The organism is Streptomyces sp. NPDC001450 (genome assembly GCF_053597295.1).
Map to the genome: position 1 here is coordinate 318,122 of NZ_JBSFHY010000001.1, position 14,413 is coordinate 332,534.

A 14,413-nucleotide genomic window follows, 5' to 3' on the forward strand; every position below is an offset into this window, starting at 1 on the left:
GAGACAGCGGAGGTGGCTGTTCTCACTATGACTGTCGGTGATGTTCGAGATGGTCTGCTTGGACACGCTCGCGCCGTAGACCTCGGCCAGGTGGGCAGAGATGTCACCGTGCGTCAGGCACGCGCGGACAGCGACAGGACCATCTCGTCGACGCCGGTCAGCCGACGCTGCCGCTTCTTGACGATCTGCGACTCGAAGCTGCCGCCGCGGTCACGTGGCACCGTGCTCTCCACCGGCCCGATGTCGGTCAGCACGGTCTTGGACCGGGTCCCATTGCGGCTGTTGCCGCTGCCGGCACCGGCCGGGTCGTGCTTCTCGTAGCCGAGGTGGTCCGTGATCTCGCCTTCGAGCGCGGACTCCAGCACGCGCTTGGTCAGCTGCAGTCCGCTCGCGCGGGCCCGGTCGACCAACTGCCCGATCAATTGCCCGTCCAGCACGTCCGCCGACAACTCGGCAGGTCGGACCTCTTCAACCGCCTCGGAAGAGACACGTCGCTCATCAGGGGCTACTTCCATGATCGGGAGTTACACCGAAGACCGGGCTCTGGCTCACATCCGGTGGTAACCGTGTGTCATGTTCGTCCAGACCCTGAAATGCGCAGCTCGTGGGCGAGTACTGTCGCTGCATCCGGGGACGAGAATCCAGCCTGACGACCCCCCCAGGGCGGTTTCAAAGTCCGACTGTTCGCGTATCTATGCTGGTCAGCGGAGTCCGAGGAGGCCCAGGGGACGGGTGAATGGCTCGTAGGACATCTCGCGGAGTCCGGCGGCGATGTTGTGGTGGCCGACGGCACGGAGACAGTCGATCGCGAAGCTGCGCAAGGTGGCCATGTTCTCCGGGCCGTGCCCGGTGTGGACCTTGGAGGCGTCCTCGCGGAAGGCGGTGTCCCTCACGAAGTGGAGCCGGTTTTCGATGACCCACTGTGAACGGATGATCTTCGCGAGCCACTGCGGGGAGGCTTCCCGGCTGGTCAGATCGGTGATGACGTAGACCGTCTCGCGGCTGCGCCTGCCGGTCTTCAGGCAGGTGCGGTGGCGTACGCCCCGGGCGGCGTGCGGGAAGTCGAGGTCATCGACGGTCAGGACCTGCACCTCGCGGGTCTCCTTGCGACCGTGCCCCTCGGTGCGGTCGTAGAACTTCTCGGTCACTTCCTCCCAGGGCAGCATGTGCAGCCGCTCGTAGAGACCGGCCTGGTTCTTCTTCACGCACAGCGCGTAGTGCGCCTTCTTGCCCTCGATGAGGAGGCGGGCGTGGCCGCGCTGGGCGTGCAGGGCATCGGCCGTCACGGTCACCCCGGTCAGGTCGAACGGGGCCAACAGGTCGGCGAAGCAGGTGATTTCATTCGTCCTGTCCGGGGCTCGCAGCTGCGTGACGGTCAGCCCGCCACCGGTCATGGCGGCGAGCAGATGCGCGGCCGGGGTGTCACCGTGGCGGGAGCCACGGGCGCTCTTGCCGTCCACGGCGAGGGTGTCGGCGCCGGACGGGTCGCATCCCAGCAGGTCGGCCAGGCCACCCGGGCAGACTCGATTGATGATCCGGCGGATCGTCGCCGTGCTCGGCGCGACGCACACCGTGAAGGCGGACACGGTCCGGGCGCCGAGCCGGGCCAGGGTGTCCTGCGGAGCGTTTCGCGCCCACTGTCCGATCGCCGCGAAGGACCGGGCTCCGCACATGACCGCAGAGCAGGCCGTCAGGAACACACTCACGAACGGGTGACGCCTTCCGCGCCGGTCACGTGGATCGGGCAAGGTCGCCAGCCGGGACGGTAGGTCGCCGATCACGCGGTGCTGACGCGAGGGCGACTTGACCAGACACACGGTGGCAGACTGACGGCACATCGAAGCTCCGGGCGATACAGGCGACTTGGTAGGTCACCGGCATCAACCGGAGCTTCGTTGCATGCGTGGCGGCTTGCCACCCATCGTCATGATGCCGTGACCAGCACGGATCCTTGATCGACAAGACTTTGAAACCGCCCTGGACGACCCCCGTATGCCCCTGCGACCTGCGCGCCTTGCCGTCAGTAGCCATTGGCACAATGCGTCACCACCGGATGTGAGCCAGAGCCGAAGACCGTACAGACCCGGGCGGCGGCGTTCACCACCAGCTGGAACAGGCTCACACAGCTGCCGGCCGCCACCTGACGGCCGGCTCACGCCCCGACGAGGACCAGGAAGGAGGAGAACACGCGGTTTCCGGGCCCGTGGAACCCGGCGCACCCTGCAGCGTCACGCGACGGCCCGTCCTCCAGCGGAGGACATTACGGGCGAACAGCTGCGCCGATCAGCGACCGAAACCCGCTGACGAATCGAGGTCAGGCGTTCTTGTGCGCTGCTGCGACAGGTGTGGGGCCGCGGCGGGTTCCCGGCCCCACACCTGGAGGAATTCACTGTGTGATCAGGCAGTATCGATCACGAATTCCGCGTGCTTATCCGTTCCGATGGTGCCGCGAGTGGCCTTCAGGGTCCATCGGTCGGCGTAGTCGACCCAGACGTACTTTCCGTTGGCGGCGGAATAGAGGGCCGCGTTGCCGTCGTCCAGCTGCTTCAGCTTGAACTTCTCCCAGGGGCCGACGGAGTCGGCGCGCGCCCGAAGGTGTCCGTATTGGGATCCGGTCCAGCCCAGTTCAGCCGACACGTACTTGTTGTTCGCGGTGGACTTGATGGCGACGGTTCCATCGCTCTGCCATATGAACCTGAAGGTCTCCCAGGCGCCGACGGTGCCGCTCCCCGTCCATACCCTGCCGTAGTCGTTTCCGACCCCGGCGAGGGCCGCCCTGGCGTAAGTGTCGTTCGCCACTGACTTCATGGAATTTGCCGGAGTCGGGCGCGTGTCCATGCACACCTTCCTCACGGACTTGGTGCTGCAGTACACGACGTCGCTGTTCATTCCGCCGGTTTCGGTCTGATTGTCTTTTGCGCTCACCGTTGCGGTACCCTGACCGCTGAACGTCCAGCCACGGTCAGTGGTGAGCTTCCAGTTACCCGTCACCGTCTTGTACAACTGCGCTCGGACGACCCACCCTGTGCTGTGTGGGGGGACGTTGAGGGTATACGAGTCCGTGTAGGTCTGCGAGCCGTACCATTCGTGATCGTAATGGACCTTCAGCGAGAGCGTGATCTTGGCGACGATCTCGGCGTTGTATCCGACCTCGTACTGGAATCCGGCTTCAACACCGACCTTGTTGGTCCAGCCTGTTTGTTGCGTTTCGGTACGTGTCCTCGTCTGGACGGTGTCCTGGTCGTTGTATATGTATTCCGTCAGCTTCTGGTACTTGCCGAGGAACGCCGGCGTCTCGTTGGTGACGCTGTAGCTACTGTCCTTGATGACTCGCTTGTCGTCCGGAGTCGAGTTGTCGGCATACTGGGAAACCTGGTGCAGAGCGTATTGGGTAGCCAATGTGTCGACATAGTCAGCCACCGAGGAGCAGGAGCAGGAATTGTCTCGGTACAGGTTCCAGGCCTGAGCCCAGGAATTGGAGTCATCCACCGGGTGGCACGGGTAGAGCTTGAGAGAGGTGCCGTTGCTGGCATCGCCTTGATCGAGGTCCACACACTTGTCGTCGACGTAGTGCCGGATCACGATGTGGCTGCCGTTCGGGGAGGTGGGCTGTGCGTACCACTTCTGCGCGTCCGAACCCTCGCACCACGAAACGAAGAGCCCCGACGTCATGACATAGCCGCCCGGAGTGTAGTTATCGGAAGCCGTGACACAGAAGTTGTCACCGGCGTATTTAGGCTTGATCTCGAACGTCCCGTCCGAATTGGGTACGAATGCCCAACGCTGGTTGGAGGTGTTCGAATCAGTCCGGATCCTGACCGGCACGCCAGGTGTGTAATTGTCCGCGTTCCAGCTGAAATTTCTCCAGTCGTTGTCCTGCGTGGTGTGGTAGACGGCGTTCAGCTCAATGTCTCTCAAAGCCTGGTCATCCAACGCCTGAGCCATCGGTGCGGAGACTGCCGATACGACCATTCCTATGACCAGGGCCAAGCAGGCCAGAAGCAAGGTGGTGACGCGTACTTTTCGATGACGATGCCGAGGGGATTGATTATTCATCGGTCACGCTTTCTTCTCAAGGTGCGGTCTTTTTCGTGTTCGAGTCGGTGTCATGCCCTGGCATACATCAGCCGCGCACTTGTGGTGCCCGGCTGAACGCTCGGAGGAAGGACCGAGACGGCTGCGGACTCGGTGGATCGGGCCGGCGGCAGGTCTCGGTTCGGCGCCGGTTTACCCTGCTTCCTTCGGTGGCGGTGGGCCGGGCAGGGATGCCGTAGCCGGTACAGGTGAGCGGTGCTCGGCAGCGCATGGGTGGTGCGTGAGCCGTGGCACGGCGGCTGCGTCAACTCGTCCCCCCGAAGCCGTTGGACGCGTTCCAGTAGCTTCAGCTACGAGCCACGCACGAGAGAGCGGTGAAATACCTGTCTGCGTACGCCTTTTCCAGCACCCCTCAACCGGCCGGCCTGCACCCGGCCACGGGCATACTGATCCAAAACGGTAAGCCTTCTGGGCTGTTGCATGCTGCGTGCGTGAACTGGTGTGGTGCACGGAAGTTGTCACCTTCGGCGCAACAAGCGTTGCGGCCACGGGTGGTGGCTGCGCTGGTGGAGGGCCCGGACCACGAGGACGTCGCGATGGTGTTCAAAGTCTCACTCAAGGCGGTGGACGGCTGGTGGGCGAAGTGGCAGGTGGGCGGGCGCGAGGCGCTGACCGCGCGTACGCGTGGGCGGTGCGTGGGTGAGCATCAGGTGTTGTCCGACGTCGAGCAGGCAGCGGTGCGGCAGGCGATTTTGGATCACCTGCCGTGTGACCTGGGTCTTCATGGCCAGTTGTGGACGCGTGGCCTGGTGGGTGAGCTGATCGCGAAGGCCGGCGATCCGGGCGACGGCGAAGGCCGAGAACGGTGAGGTGCAGGGGCCGCCGACCGCGTCGGCGGTGACCAGGAACGGTCCGACCGGAGTGGTGGAGTCCCAGTTCCTGCCCTGCAGCCACTCGCGGGTGCGGAACCGCCAGTCGTGGCAGGCGACATCGTTGAGGACGGTGAAGCCACCTGGTGACTACGAAGGCCGCACCTACCGCGGCTTTCACCATCACGTCACCCTCGTCAGTGCCGCCCACCTGTTCTGCCTGGAATCCCGCCGCAGCCCAAAAGGCGAGGCCACAGTCTCAGCATCTACCGGATCCCGGACCTGCTGGAGGCCGACGCCGCCAGGCCCCCGGCCCGTCGAGGCTCTGGAAGAGACCGCGGGCTCAGCACCGCACTCGGTGTTCATCCCGCACCCGGGCTCGGCCGAGCAGCGCCCGCTGTTGGTCCGTGCAGTCCCGGATCGTGTGTCTGCCGGCGGCCGTGAAGATCGTGCTCGTACCCGGGCCCAGTACACAAAAATCACGGTCTCTCCGTGATCCCCGGGGCTGGCCGGCTTGGCAGTGTTTCCGATTGCGAGGACCCCCCTCCTCCACTCGCCCGCCGTGCGGCCCATGGCGGGCGAGCCCCTTGAAATCTTCGCAATGCGCCCATGTACCGCGGTCGCTCAATCTGGGGTACATCAGCTGTCCTGGAGTTCAGCCCGTTGACGGCCGAGCCGAGCAGCACACTGGTGAGGCCCCGGTGGCGGACAGGGACACAAACCCAGGGAGGAACTACGCCGGAACTCCTGACGACCACGATGCAAAGGAACGGGCGGGCGAGCACCGTCGGCGGCCGACCTGGCTGGGCGGGCACACCAGGTGTCGGCCTGCGCGTTTCTGCCCAATGCACAGGCGCAACCGGAATCGGCCGGCAGGTTCCCGGAGTACGCGGCCCCTGGTCGGGTTCTGTAACCCCACTGAAACGCCTCACTCGATATCACAGGGGCACGGCCTGACCCGGGCGTCCATCGCATGCCCCGGCGGCTCAAGCAGGCTGAGGAAGGAACGAACCATGTGTCTACTGGCGGCTGATGGCGCGCGGGTGCTGGCCGACCTGGTGGCCACGGCTATGCGCGGGCAATTGAGAGTTATGGACGTCGCCTGTGACGGTTTTGGCTCCCAGGGGTGCCCAGCAGTCGAAATCGACGAGGCGTTCGTGTCGGACCGGGCTGTTTCCAGGAGGCGTGGCGACCGGATCCGCTGGAACCTTCACGGCGGCGCCCGTAGCCGCATCCTCGCGCTCATTGCCATCCGCTCATGGGTCCACCGGGCACTGGGGAGGCTGCGTACCGCCCGCCACGTGCCCAGGCCCTCGGCGTACGACGAGTCGGTCGTCGGCATCCAGGTATTGGCTCGGCGCACATGGTCGGTGTCGCTCTCGGTAGGAGAGCGCGACGGCATCGTCCTGGATGTGGCGCATCCCCGTCGGCTCTGCTGCAGCTGCCGCGATCCGGAGGTGCTTTTCGAGCGAGGCATCGCAGCGGGGAATCTGCCGCGGGTCGGCGGGTCAGGGGAACTCCGTGAGCACGCCTGGGACCAGACCATCAGCCGAGTCATCACCCCCGTCCGGGCCACGGCCTCCCGGCCTCGCGCCAGGCTCGGCCAACCGGCGGTGGCTGAAACTCGGTTCGGCACGGACCGCCGGATCTGCGGGCGACTGCCATGAGCCCTGCCCCCGCGTCGCCGCCCCAGGCGCGTGTCCGCCTTCGGATACCCAGCCGGCCGCTGACCGTACGTCTCCGGCTGACTGCCCAGTACAGCGTGTTGTTCCTGTTGTGCGGCTCGCTCCTGATCACCGTGATCTGCCTGTGGTACGAGCAGTGGGCAGACCGTTCTGTTTCGGTCACCATGAGCGGCTTCGTCGCCACATCTCCCTCGCAGGTCCAGCACGGGGGACTCTCGGGATCGGCTTCCGCCTCGGTTCGGGCTCCGCATGGGGCCGGGCAGGTGCCCCCCGACGTGCGTGAGGCCGCCGCACAGGTCAGGGATGCCTTGTTGCGGCAACTTCTGACGATCTCCGGTGTCTCGCTCGCCCTGCTGGTCCTCGTGTCCGTCGTCATCGGCTGGTACATGGCCGGACGCGCCCTGCGGCCGGTGCACGGGATCACCGCCACCGCCCGCAGGCTGTCCTCGGAGAACCTGCACGAACGTATCGGCCTTGCCGGTCCCCGCGACGAGTTCAGGGAACTCGCCGACACCTTCGACGCTCTTCTGGACCGGCTGGAGGCCGCGTTCGACAGCCAGCAGCGGTTCATCGCCAACGCCTCCCACGAGCTGCGCACCCCTCTCGCGATCCAGCGCGCCGCCATCCAGATCGGTCTTCTCGGCGGCGGTTCCCCGGACAGGATCGCCAAGGCCAGCCGGCAGCTTCTCGACGCCAACCGCCGGTCCGAGCTCCTCATCGACGGTTTGCTGCTGCTGGCCAGGAGCGAGCGCGGCCTGACCCGCCGCGAACCCGTCGCGCTGGAGGCGACCGCCGCCGAGGCGCTGGCCCAGTACAAGGCTGCCGCACAGGACGCAGACATCACCGTGGATCCGGACCTGCAGCCAGTGACGGTGCTGGGCGACCGGGTCCTGCTCCTCCAGCTCGTGACCAACCTGGTGCAGAACGCGATCCGGTACAACCATTCGGGCGGCAGCCTGCGCATCCACACCTCCCCCGGGCAGGGGCTGATCGTCCGCAACACCGGACCGCGAGTGCCTGCCGAAGCCCTTCCCGAGCTGTTCGAACCCTTTCGGCGGGGCGTCACCGCCCGCACGGGGACCGTCGAAGGGGCGGGACTCGGGCTGTCCATCGTCCGCTCCATCACCGAGGCCCACGCCGGAACAGTCACCGCCCGCACGAACGACGACGGCGGCGGCCTGGAGGTGCGCGTGACCCTGCCATGGCTCCCCGACATGCCTCGGCGCACCACGGGAGCCATCCCGCTCGCACGGCGCAACTCGCTGCAAGCCACCCCGGCACCGAAACCACCGCCCGCCGCGGCCTCGAGAGCCGTTCCGTCAACGGCAGACGGTCCCGGACCCGCCGGCACCGTACGTCCCACGACCACCCCAGCACCGTAACCGCGGCTACGGAGGAATCCACCGCTCACCGGCTCCCGGCGGGCCGGTACGACAACGCGCCTGCGCCACCAAGAACCCGCGCCTGTGGTGTGCGCCGCCTTCCCTGAGCGAGGTCGGTGCGATGTGCGGAAGCGGCGTGCGCGCGGTTCCACACTCGGGGAGGAGATCCCGTCATGACCCCTGCCGACACCCCCGACCGGCGGCTGCGTTCTGCCCCTCTGTCCGATGCGTCTACCACAAAGGGCGCTGTCCGGCGGGTGGGCGCTCTGCCGGCCCAGGTGACCAGCTTCGTCGGCCGCCGCCGGAACGTGGCCGACGTCAAGCGGCTGCTGGTGCGCAGTCGGCTGGTGACGCTGACCGGCCCGGGCGGCATCGGCAAGACCCGGCTGGCGCTGCGGGTTGCCGCGGAAGTGCAGCGTGCCTTTCCCGGCGGTGTACGGCTGGTGCAGTTCGCGGACCTGGAGGAGGGCGACCCGCCGGCCCGGGCCGTCGCCGACGCGCTGGGGCTGGACCAGACGTCGGCGGATGACCCGGTGGCCGCGCTTGTGGCCCATCTGGCGGACCAGCGGCTCATGCTAGTCCTGGACAACTGCGAGCACCTCCTCGAAGCGACTGCCCGCCTCGTGGGCACCCTGCTGGCCGCAACCCCCGAGCTGCAGGTGCTGGCCACCAGCCGCCAGGCGCTGCGGGTCGGTGGTGAGCAGGTGATGATCGTCCCTCCGATGGCGGTGCCGGACCCGGGCGAGGCATCCGCAGCCCAGGAGATGACCTATTCGGAGGCGGTGACGCTGTTCACGGAACGAGCGGTCGCCGTGTGCCCGGACTTCGTACTCACCCCGGACAAGACGCTGGCGGTCGCGCAGATCTGCCACCGGCTGGACGGGGTGCCGCTGGCCATCGAGCTGGCGGCGGCACGGCTGCGGTCCCTGTCGGTGGACGGGATCCTGGCACGTCTGGACGAACGCTTCGACCTGCTCACCGCCGGATCGCGCGATGCCGCGGAGCGGCAGCGGACGCTGCGCGCCCTGATCGGCTGGAGCTTCGATCTGTGCACCCCGAGGGAGCGTCTGCTGTGGGCGCGGCTGTCGGTCTTCTGCGACGGCTTTGCCCTGGAGGCGGCCGAAGCGGTGTGCGGTGGGGAGGGCATCGAGCGGAGTGAAGTCCTGGAGGTACTGACGGGCCTGGTGGAAAAGTCTGTCCTGGCCTGTGAGGAACGCGGCCGACAGATGCGCTACCGGATGACGGAGACAGTCCGCCAGTACGGGCGCGATCACCTCGCCGCGCTCGGAGAGGAACGCCTGCTGGCCGAGCGCCACCTCCACTGGTGCCGGGAGATCGCCGAACGAGCCGAGACGGACTGGTTCGGCTCTCGGCAGGCGTCATGGCTGACGTGGTTCCAGGCGGAGCAGGCCAATATACGGGCCGCGCTGGAATTTTCCCTGACCGAGCACGATTGGGACCGAGCGGGGCTGCGGCTGGCCACCTCGGCATGGGGCTTCCCTCTCGGCCCCTGGCTGGACCTCCGCTCGCTGGGCACGGGGCGGAACTGGATCGCCCAGCACCTCGCGCTGGAACCGGAGCCGAGCGCGGAGACAGCCAGGGCGCTGGTGGCCGACGGCATGCTGGCTCTGCTGCAAGGCGACCCCGGCACCGCGAGCAAGCAGCTCGAGCGGGCCCGCGAAGCCATCCGATGCCTGGGGCCGGAGCCAGACGTGGCACGCGCCGGGATGACGTTGGCCGGGATGGTCGCGATGTTCCACGGCAGGTTCGTCTCAGCGGTTGAACTCTTCGAGGATGCCTTGTCGTTGCACGAGACCGCCGACGACTCCGGGAGCATCGCGACAACCTTGTTCCTGCTGACGGTGCTCTGCTTCACGCTCGACAGCGCGGAGACAGTCGTCCATGCCCAGCGCTGCCTGTCCCTGTGCGAGGAACATGGCGCGCAGTGCTCACGCAGCAAGGCACTGTGGGCAGCGGGACTCGCCCACTATCACCGGGGCCGTGCGCGGCGCGCCACCACGCTGGTCCGCCAGTCGCTCCGGGCGACGCTGGCCCTCGGAGGCCAGTGGAACATCGCCGAGACCTTCGAACTCCTGGGATGGTGTGCCACGGACGAGGAGCGGTACGGCCCGGCAGCCGCTCTGCTCGGCGCAGCCCACGCCGCATCACGGGTGTCCCATTGCGGTCCATACCGGTGGGGCCTCCTCAAGCCCGGCCACGACAGCTGTACGAAGGTGCTGCGCCAAAAGCTCGGAGAGAACGGCTTCAGGGCTGCCTTCACCGCCGGTACGCAGCTCACCCTGGAGCAAGGCATCGCCTTCGCCCTGGAGGAGAAGGGCGACGCTGAAGCTCCGGCCGCGGTGCCCTCGGCGGAGGACGCCGCCTGGGCACCGCTGACGGCCAGGGAACGCGAGGTTGCCGAACTGGTCGCCCAGGGCCTGAGCAACAAGGCGATCGCCGCGAAGCTGGTGATCTCCCGCCGCACCGCCGAAGGCCACGTGGTCCGCATCCTCAGCAAACTCGGCCTCACCTCCCGCGCCCAGATCGCCGCCCGGGCCGCAGCCCAGGCGGCGGCCCGGCACATTCCGGACGCCTGACCGTTGTGGTCCCCTTCTCTGGCCGCCGGCACACCGGCGGCCAGAGAAGGGCTGCCCCGACCCCGGACAGCGATCCTGCTCAGGACCCGGAGAGCAGTCCGCGGACGTCCTCATGGCCTTGGTGGGCGGAGGAAACGTCCAGGTCGGGGAAGAGCGGTCCAGTGGCCTCGCCGGGCAGGACGACGGCCGGCTTGGGACGGTTGTCGAACAGCAGACGGGTGGCGTCGGCCTTGGCGTAGTGGCCGGCCGGGTCTGCGGCGTTCTTCGCCAGGTCGATCAGGGAGAGATCGACGTCCGCGATGACGAGCCCTTCGGCGTGCTCGTCGAGCGGCTTGCCGAGGGGGGCGCCGTCGGGCCCGAAGATGCGGGAGCTGCCGGCGCCGGCGGTGATCAGGGCGCGCTGCTCGTCGGTGGACGCGAAGACGTCGATGCCGGTCTCGCTGATCACCTGGGTGGCCGCGAGGACGAAGCAGCCGCCTTCCAGCGCGTAGGTCTGGGTGGCGGCCATGTTCGCCTCGGCGCTGAGTGCGTAGGCGATGCCCTTGTAGATACCGAAGGCGGGCCAGCCGGCGATGTGGACCTGCTCGTGTTGCGCGTACATCGCGTATTTGCTCAGCGGCTGCAGGTGTTCCCAGCAGTTCAGGGCGCCGAGGCGTCCGAGCGGGGTGTCGACCACCTTGAGGTGGCTGCCGTCGCCTTCGCCGAAGAGGGTGCGCTCGACGTGCGTCGGCTTGAGCTTGCGGCGGTGCAGGACTACAGCGCCGTCGGGGCCGATGAGGGTCTGGGCGATGTAGAGGCTGCCGTGGTCCTTCTCGCTGTAGCCGAGCGCTACGGTGACGCCGGTACGGCGGGCGGCCTGCCGGATGGCGGTGAGGTGCTTTCCGTCCACCGTCATGGAGTTGGCGTGGTACCGGGCGACGTACGGCATCTGGCCGGCCACCGCGCCGAGCCACAGGAAGGTGGGGTAGCCCGGTATCCAGGTCTCGGGGAAGGCTATGAGTGCGACGTCCTGGGCTGCGGCTTCCTCGATCAGCCCGATGGTCTTCTCGACGGTGGCGTCGGCGTCGAGCCAGACCGGCTCGGCCTGGACGGCGGCGACACGGTAGGTGGTTGGCATGGCGGCCTCCTGGCTGGCGAGGGGTGTTGAGGGGTGACCTGACGGTAGGAGCTGCTGATGCCGCGGGTGCGGCGTTACGCGCAGGGATGTGCGGCGTTCCCGGCACGGTGCGGGAGGAGTCCGCATGCCGTGGAGCAGGGTGTGTCTCCCGCTGGGCACGCCGGTGCCGTCGTACAAGAGACCAGCCCACGAACCGGAATCGGCTCGGGACGGTGTGCGCCGGATGTTCGGCGGTCAGGCCGGGCAGGAGGGGCGACGTTGCGGTTCAAGGCCGCCGACGGCGAAGGGGACGGCGGCGGGCGGCCAGGGCGGCGAGGGCAGCCCCGGCGAGGGGCGCCAGCAGATAGGCCCACAGGTACGCGGGCCGCCCCGCCCACAGCGCCGGGCCGAACTGGCGGGCGGGGTTGGCGGACCCGCCGGTCACGGTGCCGAGGACGACGATGACGACGGCCGCGGCGGCGGGGACGGCGAGCGGGATCCACTTCGTCAACGGGGGACGGGACAGGAGGAAGAGGGCTACCGCGATGATCCCGGCTGTGGCGGTGGCCTCTGCGGCGAAGAGCGCGGTGGCAGACCAGCCGGAGCCGGGCCGCACGGCGGCGTATGCCATCCGGCCGCCGACGACCGGGCCCCACACGAGCCGCGCCAGGCCGGTGCCGGCCAGCGATCCACCGAGCTGGGCCGCGGCGTACGGCATGACGTTGCGGCCGGGGAAGACACCTGTCAGCCACAGGGCGAGGGTGACGGCCGGGTTGAGGTGCCCGCCGGAGAAACGGCCCCACCGGGAGGAGAGCGCCAGCGCGAGCGCACCTCCGGCGATCACGGCCACCACCGCGACCTGGAGGTGTACGTCGGGCAGCATCCGGTTGACGGGGGAGGCCGTCACCCATCGGACGGCCGAGACCACGACGAACAGCACCGCACCGGTGAGGGCGAACTCCGCGGCGGCCGCGGCCCAGGCGATGGTCTCTCGCCGGGCCGCGGGCCTTCCGATGACGGTGCCGCCGCCGGAAGCCGTGCCGTTCCCGGGGAAGGCACGGGTGCCTGTGCGCATGGTCAGCCCCAGGTCATCCGGCCGGTGGCGACCTGGGAGCCCAGCTCCAACGCCACCTGGAGGCCCAGGTCCGGGTGGCGGTCGAGCATGGCGGCCTTCAACGCCTCGGCATCGTCGCCGCTCTTGCCCAGCTCTTCCTCGAACTCGGCCAGGTAGGCGCGGGTGAAGGCGATCACGGAGGCGTCGGTGGCTGAGTCCGCGGAGCGGTGGCCGGCGACGACGTAACGCGGGTTCAGCTTCTCCATCTCGGCCAGGACCTCGGACCAGGCCGAGCGCTCGCCTGCCGTGGCAGTGTCCGCGGTCCACACGTGCAGTCCGGCGAAGAGCAGGACACCGCCGACGACCGTCCGGTCCTCGGGCTGCCACAGGTACTCGGTGCGCCACAGCAGGCCGGGGTGCCCGCCGCGGATCTCGAAGTGGTGTCCCTCGACGCTGAGGCGGTCCTCCTGCAGCACCTCGGGGATGATGACCTCGCTCGGGAGGTTCTTGCCGAGGTGTGCCCAGGTGCGGAGCTTGGATTCCCAGCTTGCCTTGATCCGGTCGACGGTGGTGGCCGTGGCGACGATTCTGGCCTGGGGGAACGCCTGGCGGATCACTTCGAGGCCGAAGTAGTAGTCCGGGTCGGAGGTGGTCACCACGACGGTGGTCAGTTCCTTGCCGCTGTCGATGATGTCCGCCAGGACCCGGTGCTGCTCGGCACGCGTGAACTGGCCGTCGACCAGCAGGGCCTCGCGTTCACCGGTGATCAGTACGGATGACTTGTGCAGGCCGGTGTCGCCTGCGGTGTGCACGGTGTAGGTCAGTGTGGACATGGAAGCTGTGCCTCTTTCAAGGGCGAAAGTTCGCAAGGGGGTTGAGGTGCGGGTTCAGGCAGCCGCGGCAGGCAGGTGCCGGGCCAGGGCGCGGGTGAGGGCGTCGGCCGAGGAGACGGGGCCTCCCAGCCGGTGCACGCCCGTGCCGGTGTGCAGCAGCAGCGTCGGATAGCTGTCGACGCCCAGCCGGCGCACCTCGCGGAAGTCGGCCTCGCCCTGCGCTCGGGCGGCGGGAGAGCCGTAGGCGGCGGCCACCGCCTTGGCGTCCAGCTCCAACTCGGCCGCGATGTCCCGGTACACCTGTACGTCGGAGAGGCTGCGGCCGTCGATGTACCAGGCGCGCTGCATGGCCGCGGCCGCGTGCAGGGGATTGGCACCCGGCTGACCGCACAGCGCGGCCAGGCCCGTGGCCGCGTCGGCCGAGTCCATCACCTGCGTGCCGTCGGCGAGAACCTGCTTGTAGCGTCGGCCGAAGGTGACACCGGTCAGCTCGGTGATGCGGGTGTTGGCATCGGGGATATGCGGGTAGGCCGCCACCGGCAGGGCGCGCGGGCCGGTGAACAGCCCGCCCGACAGCACCCGCAGGTCGATCCGGTCGGTGTTGGCTTCGGCGAATTCGTGCAGAGCCGGGCCGAAGCCGTAGCACCAGCCGCAGTAGGCGTCGAAGGCGTAGGTCAGTTGGGCACGCTCCATGGAGCTCACCAGGTTTCCTTTCCAGATTCCGTCACTCGGTGCGCTTGGTTCGCCGAGCAACAGACTCAAAGCTAAGGTCATTACTGGGATGTGCCTGGGTGTGTGTGCGACCGGTGATGGTCAAAAACCGACAGCCCGGTGAGGCGCCGAAATGCGTGGCGGGCCGTCG

The 14,413-nt window shown here is 68.1% G+C and carries 10 protein-coding genes and 1 pseudogene; 3 read left to right on the forward strand and 8 right to left on the reverse strand.

What is annotated here, in order from left to right:
• Window positions 1–33: 33 nt before the first annotated feature.
• The 4 genes and pseudogenes from ACWC5O_RS01495 to ACWC5O_RS01510 form a co-directional block, all read right to left on the reverse strand.
• A pseudogene (locus ACWC5O_RS01495) lies at window positions 34–515 on the reverse strand (transposase); the annotation flags it as partial.
• A 186-nt stretch (window positions 516–701) separates the two neighbouring features.
• Entirely contained in the window at window positions 702–1,838 is a 1,137-nt protein-coding gene (locus ACWC5O_RS01500; protein ID WP_450589617.1) for an ISAs1 family transposase, read from the reverse strand.
• A gap of 559 nt (window positions 1,839–2,397) precedes the next feature.
• Window positions 2,398–4,056 carry a ricin-type beta-trefoil lectin domain protein gene (locus ACWC5O_RS01505; protein ID WP_450589616.1) on the reverse strand — a complete coding sequence of 553 codons (1,659 nt, stop codon included), beginning with the start codon at window positions 4,054–4,056 and terminating at the stop codon, window positions 2,398–2,400.
• A 590-nt stretch (window positions 4,057–4,646) separates the two neighbouring features.
• On the reverse strand, window positions 4,647–4,985 hold the full coding sequence (locus tag ACWC5O_RS01510) for a hypothetical protein (protein WP_450589669.1): 339 nt from the start codon (window positions 4,983–4,985) through the stop codon (window positions 4,647–4,649).
• A 932-nt stretch (window positions 4,986–5,917) separates the two neighbouring features.
• On the opposite strand from ACWC5O_RS01510, the gene ACWC5O_RS01515 reads away from it, so the two are divergent.
• The 3 genes from ACWC5O_RS01515 (at window position 5,918) to ACWC5O_RS01525 (ending at window position 10,568) form a co-directional block, all read left to right on the forward strand.
• Window positions 5,918–6,571, forward strand: coding sequence for a hypothetical protein (locus ACWC5O_RS01515; RefSeq protein WP_450589615.1), 654 nt, complete (start codon window positions 5,918–5,920; stop codon window positions 6,569–6,571).
• 329 nt (window positions 6,572–6,900) lie between these two features.
• Window positions 6,901–7,971: a sensor histidine kinase gene (locus tag ACWC5O_RS01520; RefSeq protein WP_450589614.1), complete on the forward strand. Its 1,071-nt coding sequence runs from the start codon at window positions 6,901–6,903 to the stop codon at window positions 7,969–7,971.
• A 257-nt stretch (window positions 7,972–8,228) separates the two neighbouring features.
• Window positions 8,229–10,568 (forward strand): ATP-binding protein, encoded by a 2,340-nt coding sequence (locus ACWC5O_RS01525; protein ID WP_450780882.1) that lies wholly within the window; start codon window positions 8,229–8,231, stop codon window positions 10,566–10,568.
• 79 nt (window positions 10,569–10,647) lie between these two features.
• Here ACWC5O_RS01525 and ACWC5O_RS01530 read toward each other — a convergent pair whose 3' ends face one another.
• The 4 genes from ACWC5O_RS01530 to ACWC5O_RS01545 all read right to left on the reverse strand — a co-directional run bounded on the left by ACWC5O_RS01530 (window position 10,648) and on the right by ACWC5O_RS01545 (window position 14,244).
• A complete protein-coding gene (locus tag ACWC5O_RS01530; RefSeq protein ID WP_450589612.1) occupies window positions 10,648–11,685 on the reverse strand; it encodes a carbon-nitrogen hydrolase family protein in 1,038 nt (345 codons plus the stop codon).
• Between the two features lie 265 nt (window positions 11,686–11,950).
• A complete protein-coding gene (locus ACWC5O_RS01535) occupies window positions 11,951–12,739 on the reverse strand; it encodes an aquaporin (RefSeq protein ID WP_450589611.1) in 789 nt (262 codons plus the stop codon).
• A gap of 2 nt (window positions 12,740–12,741) precedes the next feature.
• Entirely contained in the window at window positions 12,742–13,551 is an 810-nt protein-coding gene (locus ACWC5O_RS01540) for an MBL fold metallo-hydrolase (protein ID WP_450589610.1), read from the reverse strand.
• A gap of 54 nt (window positions 13,552–13,605) precedes the next feature.
• The gene (locus ACWC5O_RS01545) at window positions 13,606–14,244 is read right to left on the reverse strand and encodes a DsbA family protein (protein WP_450589668.1); all 639 of its coding nucleotides are present in this window, start codon (window positions 14,242–14,244) and stop codon (window positions 13,606–13,608) included.
• Window positions 14,245–14,413: the final 169 nt, after the last annotated feature.

Coding starts and splice junctions, on each gene's coding strand:
- ACWC5O_RS01535 (WP_450589611.1), bottom strand. CDS start 12,739: ATGCGCACAGGCACCCGTGCCTTCCCCGGGAACGGCACGGCTTCCGGC.
- ACWC5O_RS01545 (WP_450589668.1), bottom strand. CDS start 14,244: ATGGAGCGTGCCCAACTGACCTACGCCTTCGACGCCTACTGCGGCTGG.
- ACWC5O_RS01505 (WP_450589616.1), bottom strand. CDS start 4,056: ATGAATAATCAATCCCCTCGGCATCGTCATCGAAAAGTACGCGTCACC.
- ACWC5O_RS01500 (WP_450589617.1), bottom strand. CDS start 1,838: ATGTGCCGTCAGTCTGCCACCGTGTGTCTGGTCAAGTCGCCCTCGCGT.
- ACWC5O_RS01530 (WP_450589612.1), bottom strand. CDS start 11,685: ATGCCAACCACCTACCGTGTCGCCGCCGTCCAGGCCGAGCCGGTCTGG.
- ACWC5O_RS01515 (WP_450589615.1), top strand. CDS start 5,918: ATGTGTCTACTGGCGGCTGATGGCGCGCGGGTGCTGGCCGACCTGGTG.
- ACWC5O_RS01540 (WP_450589610.1), bottom strand. CDS start 13,551: ATGTCCACACTGACCTACACCGTGCACACCGCAGGCGACACCGGCCTG.